Raw genomic sequence first — 14,497 nt, 5'->3', positions numbered from 1 at the left:
CAGTTCTCGGGACCCGTCGGTCAGGACGTCCGGAAACCTGCCAGGTGGTTCAGTGCGGGCGACGCCGTCCTGGTGGCGTAGAGCGCATAGGTCTCCTCGTTGAGCAGCGCGATGACGCGCGGGTCGCCGAAGCCGCGGTCGATCCGGTCGCGCACGAATGCGAGCTCGACGACCTGATGGGCGAAACGCTTCACCGCGGCGCCTGCCGGCTTGCCGCCCGCCCGCGTCGCCTCGGCGATCGCGAGCTTGCGGGTCCGGATCGAGCCGAGCCAGGTCGCCTCGTTGGGGCTGACGACGCCGGCGGCCACCATGCCGGGCAGCGTGGCAGTCACGATGCGCTGCTCCCGGCGCCGGCTGTGCACGGCCAGCGTGATCGCCAGGGCGAACACCGGCATCATCCAGAACACGTACACCCCGAAGTAGGCGCCGACCCCGAGCAGTGACGAGCCGTTCCACATGGCGTGCAGGACGACGGCTCCGGCGTAGCCGAGCAGGATCGCGCCCGCTTTCCCGACGGCCGACCGCTGGTGCAGCGCGTACCAGACCCCGATGGCGGTCACCGTGGTGAACAGCGAGTGGGCGAACGGGGACATGATCAGCCGCAGCGCCGCGGTGAACAGCGAATCGGCCACCGAATCGGCGTTGGCGATGTAGAGGATGTCCTCCAACCAGGCGAAACCGGCTCCGACCAGGCCGGCGTAGACCAGGCAGTCGGTCAGCGAGTTGAGTTCGTTGCGCCGCATCCCCGTCATCATCAGCAGCAGGAACGCGCCCTTGGCCGCCTCCTCGGTCAGCGGCGCGCCCACGACCAGGGTGAACGGGCTGATGTCGCCGGAGCCGCCGGGGTTCACCCACGCCTCGAGGACGATCTGCAGGATCGAGGAGATCACGACGGCGGCCGACGTTCCCCAGATGAACGCGAAGATCAGCAGCCGGGGCGGCTCGGGTTCCCACCGGTCCAGCCACAGGTAGCACAGCACGACGACGGTCATCGCGATGCTCGAGAGCACGAACCCGATCGACGTGCCGACAGGATTGACCGCCGTCAGTACGATGACGATCAGCCCGGCAAGCGTGCCCAGCGCGATGAGCACGCCAAGAGGAGCGCCGACCCGGCGAACGCGTATCACGTCCAGCAGGGTAGCTCCTCGACGGGGCGGGTTTGTCCTGCGTGGACCCTGTCGAGTAGCCTTGTCAGGTACCTGTGTGTGCACCTCCCGGTGCTCGACGTCGCAGGTACATCGAGAACATCAGATCTGTCCTTTTCTGTCCCTACGATTGAACCTGTCCGGAGCAACCCACCACATGCCAAGTCCCTCCGTCACGTCTCCGCAAGTAGCCCTCAACGACATCGGCTCCGCGGAGGATTTCCTCGCCGCCATCGACAAGACCATCAAGTACTTCAACGATGGCGACATCGTCGAAGGGACGATCGTCAAGGTCGACCGCGACGAAGTTCTGCTCGACATCGGTTACAAGACCGAAGGTGTCATCCCTTCCCGTGAGCTCTCCATCAAGCACGACGTAGACCCCAATGAGGTTGTGTCCGTCGGCGACGAGGTCGAAGCTCTGGTCCTCACCAAGGAGGACAAGGAAGGCCGGCTGATCCTGTCCAAGAAGCGCGCTCAGTACGAGCGTGCCTGGGGCACCATCGAAGAGCTCAAAGAGAAGGACGAGGCCGTCAAGGGCACCGTCATCGAGGTCGTCAAGGGCGGCCTGATCCTCGACATCGGGCTGCGCGGCTTCCTGCCTGCGTCGCTGGTGGAGATGCGTCGCGTCCGCGATCTACAGCCGTACATCGGCAAGGAGATCGAGGCCAAGATCATCGAGCTCGACAAGAACCGCAACAACGTGGTGCTCTCGCGCCGCGCCTGGCTGGAGCAGACCCAGTCCGAGGTGCGCAGCGAGTTCCTCAACCAGCTCACCAAGGGCGCGATCCGCAAGGGCGTCGTCTCCTCGATCGTCAACTTCGGCGCGTTCGTCGACCTCGGCGGTGTCGACGGTCTGGTGCACGTCTCCGAGCTGTCGTGGAAGCACATCGATCATCCCTCCGAGGTGGTCACCGTGGGCGACGAGGTCACCGTCGAGGTGCTCGACGTCGACATGGATCGCGAGCGAGTCTCGCTGTCGCTCAAGGCGACTCAGGAAGATCCGTGGCGTCACTTCGCGCGCACCCACGCCATCGGCCAGATCGTGCCCGGCAAGGTCACCAAGCTGGTGCCGTTCGGTGCGTTCGTCCGCGTCGAAGAGGGCATCGAGGGCCTGGTGCACATCTCCGAGCTCTCCGAGCGCCACGTCGAGGTGCCCGACCAGGTGGTTCAGGTCGGCGACGACGCGATGGTCAAGGTCATCGACATCGACCTGGAGCGCCGCCGTATCTCGCTGAGCCTCAAGCAGGCCAACGAGGACTACAACAGCGAAGAGTTCGAGGCCTGGAAGTACGGCATGGCCGACAGCTACGACGATGCGGGCAACTACATCTTCCCCGAGGGCTTCGACGCCGAGACCAACGAGTGGCTCGAAGGCTTCGAGAAGCAGCGGGACGAGTGGGAGGCCCGCTACGCCGAGGCGGAGCGTCGCTACAAGATGCACACCGCGCAGATGGAGAAGTTCGCTGCGGCCGAGGCCGAAGAGGCGGCGCGTCCGGCGACGTCGAACGGATCGTCGCGGTCCGAGGAGTCCTCGGGCGGCGGATCGCTGGCCAGCGACGCGCAGCTCGCCGCGCTGCGCGAGAAGCTGGCGGGCAACGCCTAACTCTGTACCGATCGAAGGCCCCGACTCACCGAGTCGGGGCCTTCGTCATGTGTTCATCCTCCGCACTCGTCGATACGGTGCCGCAGGAACCGACGGGCGGGTTCGGACCCGTTGCGTGCCAACGCTTCTCGATACCACTGCACCGCCTCGGCGGGTCGTCCCGCCCGGCGCAGCAGATCCGCGCGGATCGTGGCAGGCAGCGCGGAGCGGGCCAGCCGCGCATCGTCGGCCACATCGTCGAGGGCGGCCAGTCCCGCGTCCGGTCCGTCCCGGAACCCGACGGCCAGCGCGCGGTTGGCCCGCGCCACCGGCGAATCGGTGATGGCCAGCAAGCGGTCGTAGGCGGCACAGATCGTCGTCCAGTCGGTCTGCTCCCAGGACGGCGCGGTCGCGTGGACGGCGGCGATGACGGCCTGTGGCAGGTACGGGCCAGCCGAGCCGCCGGCGCGCCGCGCGTAGTCCAGGCCGCGGGCGATCTTGTGACGATCCCAGCGCCGCCGGTCCTGCTCGTCGAGCGGGATCAGCGCGCCGTGCGGATCGACCCGGGTGGCTCGCCGCGAATCATGCAGCAGAACAAGAGCGCTCAACGCCGCGGCCCCGGTGTCGCCGGGCAGCAGCCCGCTCAGCTCACCGGCGAGGCGCACCCCCTCGTCGCAGAGTTCGTCGCGGACCGCCGAGGGTCCGGCTGTCGACCAGTACCCCTCGGTGAAGACCGAGTAGACGCAGGCCAGCACGTGCGGTGTCCGTGCGGGCAGCATGTCGGCCGGCGGCACCCGCAGCGGGATGTTGGCGTGCCGGATCTTGGCCTTCGCGCGGGTGATCCGGGCACCGACGGCGGTGTCGCTCTGCAACAGCGCCCGCGCGATCTCGGCGACCGTCAGACCCGAGACCAGCCGGAGGGTCAGCGCGAGCTGCGAGGGCCGATCGAGCGCCGGATGCGCGCAGGTGAACATCATCCGCAGTTCGTCGTCGCGAATGCGGTGCGGCACCTCGGCCCCTTCGGTGCGGGCAATGATGTCGTCGACCACCGCGGCCAATTCCTTTCCCGGACGGATCGATTCGCGCCGTAGGCGGTCGCGGGCCCGGTTCCTCGCAGAGGTGATGAGCCAGGCGCCGGGCGCGGCGGGCATCCCGTCCCGGGGCCAGGTGCGCACGGCATCGGCGCAGGCTTCCTGGACGGCGTCCTCGGCGACAGTCAGATCGCCGCACCACCGCGCGATCGCCGCGACCGCGCCGCCCCACTCGCTCCGGAAGACGCCGTCCAGGGCCTGCATCGTGGCTAGAGCCCGGACACACCCGCGAGGCGGCGCAGCTGCACCGCCGAGGCCGGGATCATGGCGGCGACCTTCGCGGCTTCCTCGCGGTCGCCGGCCCGCAGCAGGTAGAAGCCGTTGGCCACCTCGGCACCCTCGGCGAACGGCCCGTCGGTCAGCACCACCTCGGATCCGCGCACCCGCACCGTCGTCGCGGTCGCCGGAAGGTGCAGAGGCGCCCCGCCCAGCACGTGCTCACCCGCTGCGGTGTTGAAGTCTGCGTGGCGGCACGCGCCGTCCTCCCACTCCGGGGTGCACGGCTCGGTCAGCTGGTCGGCGGGCTCGAGCAGCAGCGCAAGCCAGTCGGCGCCGGTGGTCGGCTGATCGGGAGCATTCCAGTGCACCATCGGCCACACCTCCACCGCGCCGTAGGAGGCTGCGGGGACCTGCCGAGCCAGCTCCAGCGCCTCGTCGAGGTTCTCGGCTTCGAACACGTAGAAGCCGCCGGCCACTTCGGCGCCCTCGGCGAAGGGCCCGTCGGTGATCACCGGTCGGTCCGGCCCGCCGTCGATCCGCACCGCCTCGGCCGCCGAGGCCAGAGCGTCACCGGCTCGGATGGCCGCGGCGGCCCGCGCATGGAAGTCGGTGTAGGCCTGCATCTCCGTCTGGAGATCCTCCGGGCTCAGCTCGCGCTCGGGTGTCTGCAGCACTGCGAAGTAGTACATCGTATTGTCCTCCGGGTCGGGAGTGAAACCCTGTCGTCCACTCTCTACCTGACCGACGAACGGCGCCGACCCAATCCGACAGTCGGGGCGTGAAAACTTTCCTGACACACTGTTGGGCGTGCTGCGAATCGGATTGACCGGAGGAATCGGGGCGGGCAAGTCGACGGTGTCGGCGACGTTCAGCGAGCTCGGCGGCGTCGTCGTCGACGGTGACGTCATCGCCCGCGAGGTGGTGGAGCCGGGCACCCCGGGGCTGAAGAGTCTTGTGGAGGCGTTCGGGGAGGAGATCCTGCGTCCTGACGGGGCGCTGAACCGGCCCGCGCTGGCAGCCATCGCGTTCAGCGACGACCAGAAGCGCACGACCCTGAACGGCATCGTTCATCCGCTTGTGGCGCAACGTCGTTCAGAGCTGATCGCGGCTGCTGCGGACGACGCCGTCATCGTCGAGGACATCCCGCTGCTGGTGGAGTCGCAGATGGCGCCGATGTTCCCGCTCGTCATCGTGGTGCACGCCGACGCCGACCTGCGGGTCGAGCGGTTGATCGAGTACCGGGGGTTCAGCGAGGAGGACGCCCGGGCCCGGATCGCGGCCCAGGCCACCGAGGAGCAGCGCCGGGCGGTCGCCGATGTGTGGCTCGACAACGCCGGAACAGCTGACGAACTCGCCGCGGCCGCCCGACGGCTCTGGCACGACCGCATCGAGCCGTTCGCGGCCAACGTCGCGGCGCGCCGCCCCGCGCAGGCCCTGCCGCAGCTGGTGCCGTCGGACCCGCAGTGGCCGGCCCAGGCCCAGCGGATACTGGCGCGGTTACGGACCGCGTGCGGCCACCGGGCGGCACGCGTCGATCACATCGGATCCACCGCCGTCGCGGGGATGGCCGCCAAAGACGTCATCGACGTACAGGTCACCGTCGACGCCCTCGACACGGCCGACGAGATCGCCGACGCGATGCTGGGGGCCGGCTACGTCGCCACACCGATCACCGAGGACGTCGCCAAACCGGACGCGCGCAGCACCGTCGTCGACTTCGACCATGTCGACGACGACGCGCTGTGGCGCAAGCGGCTCTACCGCTCCGCGGATCCGGGACGCCCCACGAACGTGCACGTCCGGGTGCAGGGCTGGCCCGGGCAGCAGTTCGCGCTGCTGTTCGTCGACTGGCTCAGGGCCGACCCCGACGAGCAGGCCGCCTACGTCGCCCTCAAACATGCGGTGGGGCAGGACTCGCCGGAGGGCAAGGAGCCGTGGTTCTTCGACGCCTACCGGAGGGCATGGCAGTGGGCCGACGCCACCGGCTGGCGACCCAGAGACTGAGGTTTGCCGAACGCGACGTCAGTGGCCCGCTCGGTCGGCGTTCGCGTGGATCGCCTCGCGGCAGTAGGCCGCGAGGCCCGGAAGCCCGAACGACTCGTCATACGTGGCCACATATCGGGGGTCGCTCACATACATGTCGCCCAGATTGCGGTGGAAAGCCGGCGGGCAGTCGTAGAACCAGCGATTCACGTGGAGCCGGTGCTGCTCTGCGGCGTTCATCGCCTCTTCGGAGTCGGCCGGGAGGCCCGCACGGAACGCGTCGGACAGGGCCTTCTCAACAGCTTCTCCCTCGGCCTTGATCTGGACCCAATCGTCTTTTCCGTAGGACTTGGTTCGGCGCTGCGATTCCTTCCACTCCGCGGTCTCGCCCCACTTCTGCGCGGCCTCTGCCTGGTAGTCGTCGAAGCTGTCACCGAAGAGTTCGCGCATGTCGTCGTCGGTCATGGGGGTGTTCGTCATTGCTTTCTCCAATGCCTGATCGATGGCCTCGACGAGGTCCTTCATCTCATCGAGCCGGGACATGACGCGTTCGCGCTGCCGAACCAGGTGGCTGATCTCGTTGCCCTCCTCCAACAGGCTTGCGATCTCGTCGAGAGGCAACTCGAGCCTGCGGTAGACGATGACCTGCGACAAGCGCGCAAGATCGGCTGACGTGTAAACCCGGTAACCCGAGGCGCTCCGCCGACTCGGGGTCAACAACCCGATTGCGTCGTAGTGGTGAAGCGTCCGGACCGTGATGCCGAATCGCTCCGCGACTTCACCGACGGTGAGTTCGCCCACCTGCATCTCCCGCGTCACATCGATCAGATTGGCGCCTCACGTCGCGTGAGGGTCAAGTGTTCCGACGCGCGTCAGGCCGCCGGAGGGGGCTGGGCCTGAACGGGTTCGGCGGCAGGCCCGGTGTCGCCCGTGGCGGGTGTCGGGATGTCGAGCGGGGCACCGCACTGCAGCGTTCCGTACAGCGGGTCGTCCTTGACGCGGAAGAACCGGGGTGCGATGAACTGATCGGCCTGGGCCACGATCTGGTCGTCGACGAGGATCTCGCAGTGCAGGTTCGATCCGTACGGCCACTGGATCGAGATCTGCATGCCGGCCAGCGTGGGATCGGTGAGAACGGTGTTCACCTCGAACGTCTGTCCCGGCAGCATCGTCGGCTGGGCGCTGTTGACGTTCTGGTCGTCCTGCTTGTAGGCCACCACCGCGCCGCGGGAGGTGCCATCGGCGCGGGCGCGGTACAGCACGTTGTGCTGCACGGGCGGGGCCGGGTTCTCGGCCACCGGCGGCGGCTCCGGATCCGCGGCCGCGAAGGTCAGCGGCGACACGGACCCACCGGCCAGCATGACCGCTGCGGCGCCGACCGCCCACGCAGCACGCGTCCGTCTGCTCGAACTCACACCGGGGAGTCTATGCTGCGCGCCACGTCAGCGTGATCCCGACGGTGTTCAACCAGCTGTCGAGGTCATAGCCGTGGCGGGCCAGCGCCTCGACGGTGTCCACTGCGGTGCGGATGGCACGTTCGCCGTCGGCGCGGCTGAGCAGGCCCTCCTGGAGGGCCAGCACGAGTTCGTCGACGTCGGCCACCGCCACCTGCCTGCCGGTACGCAGCACCAGGTCGACGTAGTGATCCTCGCTGTGCCAGGCGTGTGGCCCGGCGGTGTAGACGCCCACGTCGAGATAGAAGTCCTGGTCGCGCTCGTGTCCGGGGTTGAAATGGAAGACCGTCACACGCAGGTTGAGCGCGGGCAGCAGCCACGACTCGAGGTAGTGGAACTGGGCCCGGCCCGGTGCCGGACGGGCCATGTAGAGGCCCCACGGTTGGACGGCGTAGACGTCGACGTCCCGCACGACACCCTTCGGGTCGGTGTTGGTGCGGGTCGCCAGGTCGAAGGTCTCGCGCTTGGGAGGGTGGATGCCGACCAGGATAAGCACCGTCGGTCGGCCGCGGAACAGAAGATGTCGGTGCCGGGTTCTACCCTGGTGAACATGGCTTTCGCGACCGAACACCCCGTGCTTGCGCACTCGGAGTACCGCCCGGTGGACCAGGTCGTCCGCTCGGGCGCCCGTTTCGAGGTGGTCAGCGAATACCAGCCCGCCGGCGACCAGCCTGCGGCGATCAACGAGCTGGAGCGCCGGATCCGGGCGGGGGAGCGCGACGTCGTGCTGCTGGGCGCCACGGGTACCGGCAAGTCGGCGACCACGGCATGGCTGATCGAGCGGCTGCAGCGGCCCACGCTGGTGATGGCGCCGAACAAGACGCTGGCTGCGCAGCTGGCCAACGAACTGCGGGAGATGTTGCCGCACAACGCGGTCGAGTACTTCGTGTCGTATTACGACTACTACCAGCCCGAGGCGTACATCGCCCAGACCGACACCTACATCGAGAAGGACAGCTCGATCAACGACGACGTCGAGCGGCTGCGGCACTCCGCGACGTCGAGCCTGCTGTCCCGGCGCGACGTCGTCGTGGTGGCCTCGGTCTCGTGCATCTACGGTCTGGGCACGCCGCAGTCCTACATGGACCGGTCGGTCGAGCTGAAGATCGGGGACGAGGTCCCTCGCGACGCGTTGCTGCGGCTGCTGGTGGACGTCCAGTACACCCGCAACGACATGTCCTTCACCCGCGGCACGTTCCGCGTGCGCGGCGACACCGTCGAGATCATCCCGTCCTACGAGGAGCTGGCGGTCCGCATCGAGTTCTTCGGCGACGAGGTCGAGGCGTTGTACTACATGCACCCGCTCACCGGCGACATCATCCGTCAGGTCGACTCGCTGAGGGTCTTCCCGGCAACCCACTATGTCGCGGGGCCGGAGCGGATGGCGCACGCGATCTCCACCATCGAGGCCGAACTCGAGGCCAGGCTGGCGGAGCTCGAGGGGCAGGGCAAGCTGCTGGAGGCCCAGCGGCTGCGGATGCGCACCAATTACGACGTCGAGATGATGCGTCAGGTCGGGTTCTGCTCGGGCATCGAGAACTACTCGCGGCACATCGACGGTCGCCCGGCGGGGTCGGCGCCTGCGACGCTGCTGGACTACTTCCCGGAGGACTTCCTGCTCGTCATCGACGAGTCGCACGTGACGGTGCCGCAGATCGGCGGCATGTACGAAGGCGACATGTCGCGCAAGCGCAACCTCGTCGACTTCGGGTTCCGGCTGCCGTCCGCCGTCGACAACCGGCCGCTGACGTGGGAGGAGTTCGCCGACCGCATCGGGCAGACGGTGTACCTGTCGGCGACGCCGGGCCCGTATGAGCTCAGCCAGACCGCGGGCGAATTCGTCGAGCAGGTCATCCGGCCGACCGGTCTGGTCGATCCGCAGGTCATCGTCAAGCCCACCAAGGGCCAGATCGACGACCTGATCGGGGAGATCCGGAAGCGCACCGAGCGCGACGAGCGGGTGCTGGTCACCACGCTCACCAAGAAGATGGCCGAAGACCTGACCGACTACCTGCTGGAGATGGGCATCCGTGTCCGTTACCTGCATTCGGAGGTCGACACGCTGCGACGGGTCGAGCTGCTGCGGCAGCTCCGGCTGGGGGAGTACGACGTGCTGATCGGCATCAACCTGCTGCGGGAGGGTCTCGATCTCCCCGAGGTGTCGTTGGTGGCGATCCTCGATGCCGACAAGGAAGGCTTCCTGCGGTCGCCGCGCAGCCTGATCCAGACCATCGGCCGTGCCGCGCGCAACGTCTCCGGCGAGGTGCACATGTACGCCGACAAGATGACCGACTCGATGAAGGAGGCGATCGACGAGACCGATCGCCGCCGGGCCAAACAGATCGCCTACAACAAAGAGCACGGCATAGACCCGCAGCCACTGCGCAAGAAGATCGCCGACATCCTCGATCAGGTGTACCGGGAAGCCGACGACACCGACGCCGCGGTCGAGATCGGTGGGTCGGGCCGTAACGCGTCGCGGGGGCGGCGCGCCCAGGGCGAACCGGGCCGGGCGGTCAGCGCCGGGGTGTTCGAGGGTCGCGACACCACCAACATGCCGCGGGCGGAACTGGCCGATCTGATCAAGGATCTGACCGCGCAGATGATGGCCGCGGCGCGGGATCTCCAGTTCGAGCTCGCCGCCCGGATCCGCGACGAGATCGCCGATCTGAAGAAGGAACTTCGTGGCATGGACGCCGCCGGCCTCAAATGAGTTGATCTCAACCGCCATTGAGGTTCTACGGTCGACGACGTGACCGATATCGAGGCGCCCACCGGCCACCGGGTGGGATCGTGGCGCGGCCTGCTGGGTCCGCGACACCTCGGGGCCTCGACGGTGCTCGCGGGCGGCGTCGCGCTCTACGCGACCAACGAGTTCCTGACCATCAGCCTGATGCCCAGCGCCGTCGCCGACATCGGCGGGCAGCGCTTCTACGCGTGGGTGACCACGGTCTACCTGGTGGGCTCCGTGATGGCGGCCACCACGGTGCACGCGGTGCTGATGCGGTGGGGCCCTCGCTGGTCCTATCTGCTCGGGCTCAGCCTGTTCGGTGCGGGCAGCCTCGGCTGTGCGATGGCGCCGAGTATGGAGTTCCTGCTCGCCGGCCGGACCGTGCAGGGCGCGGCCGGCGGGCTGCTCGCCGGACTCGGGTACGCCGTCATCAACACCGCGCTGCCGAGCGCGTTGTGGACCAAGGCGTCGGCACTGGTCTCCGCGATGTGGGGGGTCGGGACGCTGGTGGGCCCGGCCGCCGGCGGGCTGTTCGCCCAATATGGTTCATGGCGTTGGGCTTTCGGTGTGCTCGTGGTGATGACGACCGCGATGTCGGTGCTGGTGCCGCTCGCGCTGCCCCGCGACACCGCCGCACCGCCGAGCCGGTTCCGTATCCCGGTGTGGTCACTGCTGCTGCTCGGCGCGGCCGCACTGCTGGTCAGCGCGGCGGGCGTCCCGCACGACGCACGCGCCACCGCGGGATTGGTCGTCGCGGGTTTCGGCTTGGTCGCGGTTTTCCTGGTAGTGGACTGCCGGGCCGGAGCCTCGGTACTTCCGCCCAGCGCTTTCCGCGCCGGTCCGCTCAAGTGGATCTACCTGACGCTGGGCGTGCTGATGGCCGCGACGATGGTCGACATGTACGTGCCGCTGTTCGGGCAACGGCTGGCGCATCTCACCCCGGTGGCCGCAGGCTTCCTCGGCGCTGGACTGGCCGTCGGGTGGACTGTCGGCGAGATCAGCAGCGCGTCGCAGAGCCGGCCGGCGGCGATCGTGCGCACGGTCGCGGTGGCGCCGCGGGTGATGGCGCTGGGATTGACGATCGGTGCGTTGACGCAACGCCAGGACGCCTCCGGGTGGTTCGTTGCGGCGTGGGCCGCCGGGCTCGTCCTCACCGGGTCCGGGGTCGGCATCGCGTGGCCGCATCTGTCGGCGTGGGCGATGAGCAAGGTCGACGATCCCGCGGAGGGGCCTGCGGCGGCCGCGGCCATCAACACCGTGCAGGTGATCTGCGGGGCGTTCGGCGCCGCGTTGGCCGGCATCGTGGTGAACGTCTCCGACCGCGGCGATGCGACGGCGTCCCGGTGGTTGTTCGCCGTGTTCGCGGTGCTGGCCGCGTCCGCGGCGGTCGCGTCGATCCGAAGCGGCCGTCCCGCGCGGCGCGTCCCCGCGGACTAAGGCTCAGCGGGATCGCAACGGTGTTCGGCCCGCGCGACGGCCGGCACTCTGACAGTCAGTGCGGGTGTGGCTGAGTGGCTAGGCACCGGCCTGCAAAGCCGTTTACACGGGTTCGAATCCCGTCACTCGCTCGCACGGGCGGTGCTCCACCGGATCCCGGTGGACCCGCCCGCTCTCCACCGCGGCCGCGCCAGTACGTTGGGTCGTCATGACGTGGCTTCTGCTGTTGCTCGCCATCGTCAGCGAGGTGGCGGCGACGTTGTCACTCAAAGCCGCCGTGATCGCTCCCGCGCTGTACGTGATCGTCATCGGCGGATACTTCGCCTCCTTCGTCTTCCTGACCTTCGTCCTCAAACGGGGCATGGGACTCGGTGTCGCGTACGGCATCTGGGGCGCCATCGGGGTGGCGCTCACCGCGGTGCTGTCGGCGATCATCTTCGGCGAGGCGTTCACCGCGGTGATGGGAATCGGCATGGTATGCATCATCGCCGGCGTGCTGTTGGTGGAGATGGGCTCACACCGCGTCGACGACCCTTCCGACGGTGCGTGATCCGTGCAGTACCTGCTGCTGATGGCGGCCATCGGATCGGAGGTCACCGGGACGCTGGCCCTGCGGGTCGCCGCGGGCGGCCGACGCGCGTTCTACGGTGTGGTTCTCGTCGGCTACGTCGTGGCCTTCACATTGCTGTCGGCCTCGCTGCAGCAGGGCATGCCGCTGGGCGTCGCCTACGGGATCTGGGCGGCGGCCGGCGTTGCGCTGACCGCGGCCGCGTCACGGCTGCTGTTCCGAGAACCGCTCACCCCGACGATGATCGTCGGCATGGGTCTGATCGTCGCCGGTGTGCTTCTGGTGGAGGTCGGTGCAGCGCGGTGATTCTGCCATCCGGTCTGTCCCGCCAGCGAAAGCGACGGCACGAATATCCGACGATCGCGCAATTCCCTAGCGTTGACGCAACCCGGTTCGGCATCTGATCGATCACCGTTGGGTTGCTCCGCTGGCGGAGTTTGCTGAAACTGTGCCAACGTGTTCGCGTGCGCACTCGCCAGGCCGCCCGTGCCCTCGGAATCGCGGTCACCACCGCGCTGGCACTGTGCACCACCACCGTTCGCGCGCCGGTCGCCGCGGCGGACGCGTGCCCCGACGTGGAGGTCGTGTTCGCGCGCGGCACCAGCGACAAGCCCGGCTTCGGCCCGGTGGGCAAGCAGTTCATCACCACCCTGCAGAAGAAGTTGATCGGCAAGAAGATCGCCGCGTGCGCGGTGGATTATTCAGCGAGCTGGGACTTTTCGAAGTCGACGTCCGAAGGCGCGGTCGACGCGAACAAACACGTCCAGTACACGGCGGGGGTCTGCCCCAACACGAAGATCGTCCTGGGTGGAATGTCGCAGGGAGCGGGCGTGATCGACCTGATCACCATCGGGAAGCGCAGGCTGTGGTTCTTCACGCCCTCGCCGCTGCCCGATACGATGGTCAATCACGTTGCGGCGATTGCGGTGTTCGGCAACCCTTCGCGCGACTTTCCTGGATTGGGGCCGCTCACCACGCTCAGCCCGCTGTACGGCAGCAGGGCCATCGACCTGTGCGCCGCCAACGATCCGTACTGCTCGAAGGGATCCGACCTGTTTGCTCATTTCTCCTACCTGTGGAACGGAATGATCGATCAGGCCGCTGTCTTCGCCGCGCGACGGGTGCTGGGTACCGCGACCTGATTTCGAAATCGGTGTCAGAGCGTTTCTTTTCGGCCTGCGCCGTGTTCATCACCGGAGCAGCTCGCGGCGATATCTATTCGGTAACCGGATCGCCGGCCCGGGCGCGAACGCGCTAGGTTTCTCGTCGGCGGGGGGCGCCGATGAGAGTTCAGGGAAAGATCATGCCAGCCAACATCATTCGCGTCGGTGCCGTGTCCGTGTTGGCGGCGCTCTACCTGCTCGCCGCCGGGAGTGTGACGGCTGCGGCGAAGCCGAGCCCGGGCGTGCCCTGTCTCGACATGGTGCAGCAGCTGGCCGCATCGCCGCCGTCGGTTCCCGAGGTCCTCGAGACGGCGGCCAACGCACTCAACGGCATTGTGCCCGACGAGGTGCCGGCCGCATCCACGGTGCCGGCAGGTGAGGTGGTGCACGGTCTGACGGCACTGACGGCACCCGGTCCGGTGCCCGCCCCGGTCGAGGCGGCACCGATCGCGGCAGCGTCCATCGAGCATGCGGCCGCGATTCCAGAGCCTGCTCCGGCTGCCGCTCCCGTTGTGCCGCTGGCGGTTCCGGCAGTCTTACCGCCTGCTCCCGTCGTCGTCGCGCAGGCGCCGCCTGCCGCGCCGCTGGCGCAGGCCGCGGCAGCGGTGCCGGAGGTGCCGGTGGCTGCCGCCGCACCTGCCGCCCCGCCCGCGCCCGCCGCCCCGCCCGCCCCGCCGGAGCCAGCCGCCCCCGTTCCCGATGTCATTGCATCCGAGGCATTTTCAGCGCCCGTGGGGCCACCCTTCCCCGATGTTCCTGGCCCGGTTGTCGCGGAGGTTCCGGCCGACGTCGCTGTCCCGGCGGTCGAAGCCGCGCCGCTGATGCACGCCGCGTCCGTGCCCGCCCCGCTGCCGGGACCCGTGGTGCCTGTGGTGCCGGTACCGGCCCCCTTGGCGGCGCCGGCCGTCCCGGTCCCCGTCGTACCGCTTCCCGAGGGGTTGCCCGGCCTGCCGCTGCTGCCCGGGGGCCTGCCGGTTCCGGAGGACCTGGTGTGCGAAGGCACGGCGTGGTCCGCGGAGACAGGGCGGGGGCCGTCGGACGGTGGCGCTGCGACGGGCGAGCGCCGCGACGACCGATGGTGACCGGCGTCTCGTTGCCGCACTGCGCGATTGCCGTTG

At 68.6% G+C, this 14,497-nt stretch carries 14 protein-coding genes and 1 tRNA gene; 9 read left to right on the top strand and 6 right to left on the bottom strand.

The genetic code is table 11. The annotated features are described in order from the left end of the window. Nucleotides 1–20 precede the first annotated feature (20 nt). Nucleotides 21–1,130 carry a PrsW family intramembrane metalloprotease gene (locus G6N45_RS19105; protein ID WP_246228728.1) on the bottom strand — a complete coding sequence of 370 codons (1,110 nt, stop codon included), beginning with the start codon at nucleotides 1,128–1,130 and terminating at the stop codon, nucleotides 21–23. Between the two features lie 175 nt (nucleotides 1,131–1,305). Here G6N45_RS19105 and rpsA point away from each other — a divergent pair, with 175 nt between their 5' ends. After that, complete coding sequence (gene rpsA, locus G6N45_RS19100) at nucleotides 1,306–2,754, top strand: 30S ribosomal protein S1 (protein ID WP_163723650.1); 1,449 nt, start codon at nucleotides 1,306–1,308, stop codon at nucleotides 2,752–2,754. Nucleotides 2,755–2,807: 53 nt separating this feature from the next. On the opposite strand, the gene G6N45_RS19095 is transcribed toward rpsA, so the two are convergent. Then, nucleotides 2,808–4,028, bottom strand: coding sequence for an RNA polymerase sigma factor (locus G6N45_RS19095; protein WP_163723648.1), 1,221 nt, complete (start codon nucleotides 4,026–4,028; stop codon nucleotides 2,808–2,810). Between the two features lie 5 nt (nucleotides 4,029–4,033). Further along, nucleotides 4,034–4,732 carry a YciI family protein gene (locus G6N45_RS19090; protein WP_163723647.1) on the bottom strand — a complete coding sequence of 233 codons (699 nt, stop codon included), beginning with the start codon at nucleotides 4,730–4,732 and terminating at the stop codon, nucleotides 4,034–4,036. 118 nt (nucleotides 4,733–4,850) lie between these two features. Here G6N45_RS19090 and coaE point away from each other — a divergent pair, with 118 nt between their 5' ends. Further along, nucleotides 4,851–6,047: a dephospho-CoA kinase gene (coaE, locus tag G6N45_RS19085; RefSeq protein WP_163723645.1), complete on the top strand. Its 1,197-nt coding sequence runs from the start codon at nucleotides 4,851–4,853 to the stop codon at nucleotides 6,045–6,047. Nucleotides 6,048–6,065: 18 nt separating this feature from the next. Here coaE and G6N45_RS19080 read toward each other — a convergent pair whose 3' ends face one another. The 3 genes from G6N45_RS19080 to G6N45_RS19070 all read right to left on the bottom strand — a co-directional run bounded on the left by G6N45_RS19080 (nucleotide 6,066) and on the right by G6N45_RS19070 (nucleotide 7,958). Beyond that, nucleotides 6,066–6,833 carry a MerR family transcriptional regulator gene (locus G6N45_RS19080; RefSeq protein WP_275997871.1) on the bottom strand — a complete coding sequence of 256 codons (768 nt, stop codon included), beginning with the start codon at nucleotides 6,831–6,833 and terminating at the stop codon, nucleotides 6,066–6,068. Nucleotides 6,834–6,898: 65 nt separating this feature from the next. Further along, nucleotides 6,899–7,441 (bottom strand): Rv2576c family protein, encoded by a 543-nt coding sequence (locus G6N45_RS19075; protein ID WP_407664219.1) that lies wholly within the window; start codon nucleotides 7,439–7,441, stop codon nucleotides 6,899–6,901. A gap of 10 nt (nucleotides 7,442–7,451) precedes the next feature. Further along, complete coding sequence (locus G6N45_RS19070; RefSeq protein ID WP_163728714.1) at nucleotides 7,452–7,958, bottom strand: ribonuclease FAU-1 family protein; 507 nt, start codon at nucleotides 7,956–7,958, stop codon at nucleotides 7,452–7,454. Nucleotides 7,959–8,030: 72 nt separating this feature from the next. On the opposite strand from G6N45_RS19070, the gene uvrB reads away from it, so the two are divergent. The 7 genes from uvrB (at nucleotide 8,031) to G6N45_RS19035 (ending at nucleotide 14,461) form a co-directional block, all read left to right on the top strand. Continuing rightward, a complete protein-coding gene (gene uvrB, locus G6N45_RS19065) occupies nucleotides 8,031–10,193 on the top strand; it encodes an excinuclease ABC subunit UvrB (protein WP_163723644.1) in 2,163 nt (720 codons plus the stop codon). Nucleotides 10,194–10,241: 48 nt separating this feature from the next. Further along, nucleotides 10,242–11,648, top strand: coding sequence for an MFS transporter (locus G6N45_RS19060; protein WP_163728711.1), 1,407 nt, complete (start codon nucleotides 10,242–10,244; stop codon nucleotides 11,646–11,648). Nucleotides 11,649–11,708: 60 nt separating this feature from the next. Beyond that, a tRNA-Cys gene (locus G6N45_RS19055) sits at nucleotides 11,709–11,779 on the top strand. 77 nt (nucleotides 11,780–11,856) lie between these two features. Continuing rightward, entirely contained in the window at nucleotides 11,857–12,198 is a 342-nt protein-coding gene (locus G6N45_RS19050; RefSeq protein ID WP_163723643.1) for a DMT family transporter, read from the top strand. Between the two features lie 3 nt (nucleotides 12,199–12,201). Beyond that, nucleotides 12,202–12,522 carry a DMT family transporter gene (locus G6N45_RS19045; RefSeq protein WP_179965204.1) on the top strand — a complete coding sequence of 107 codons (321 nt, stop codon included), beginning with the start codon at nucleotides 12,202–12,204 and terminating at the stop codon, nucleotides 12,520–12,522. A 158-nt stretch (nucleotides 12,523–12,680) separates the two neighbouring features. Further along, a complete protein-coding gene (locus tag G6N45_RS19040) occupies nucleotides 12,681–13,358 on the top strand; it encodes a cutinase family protein (RefSeq protein WP_163723642.1) in 678 nt (225 codons plus the stop codon). A 161-nt stretch (nucleotides 13,359–13,519) separates the two neighbouring features. Next, a complete protein-coding gene (locus tag G6N45_RS19035) occupies nucleotides 13,520–14,461 on the top strand; it encodes a hypothetical protein (RefSeq protein ID WP_246228727.1) in 942 nt (313 codons plus the stop codon). The last annotated feature ends 36 nt before the right edge of the window (nucleotides 14,462–14,497 follow it).

This window comes from Mycolicibacterium psychrotolerans (assembly GCF_010729305.1).
Lineage (GTDB): Bacteria > Actinomycetota > Actinomycetes > Mycobacteriales > Mycobacteriaceae > Mycobacterium > Mycobacterium psychrotolerans.
This window is presented reverse-complemented; position numbering and strand designations above follow the sequence as displayed.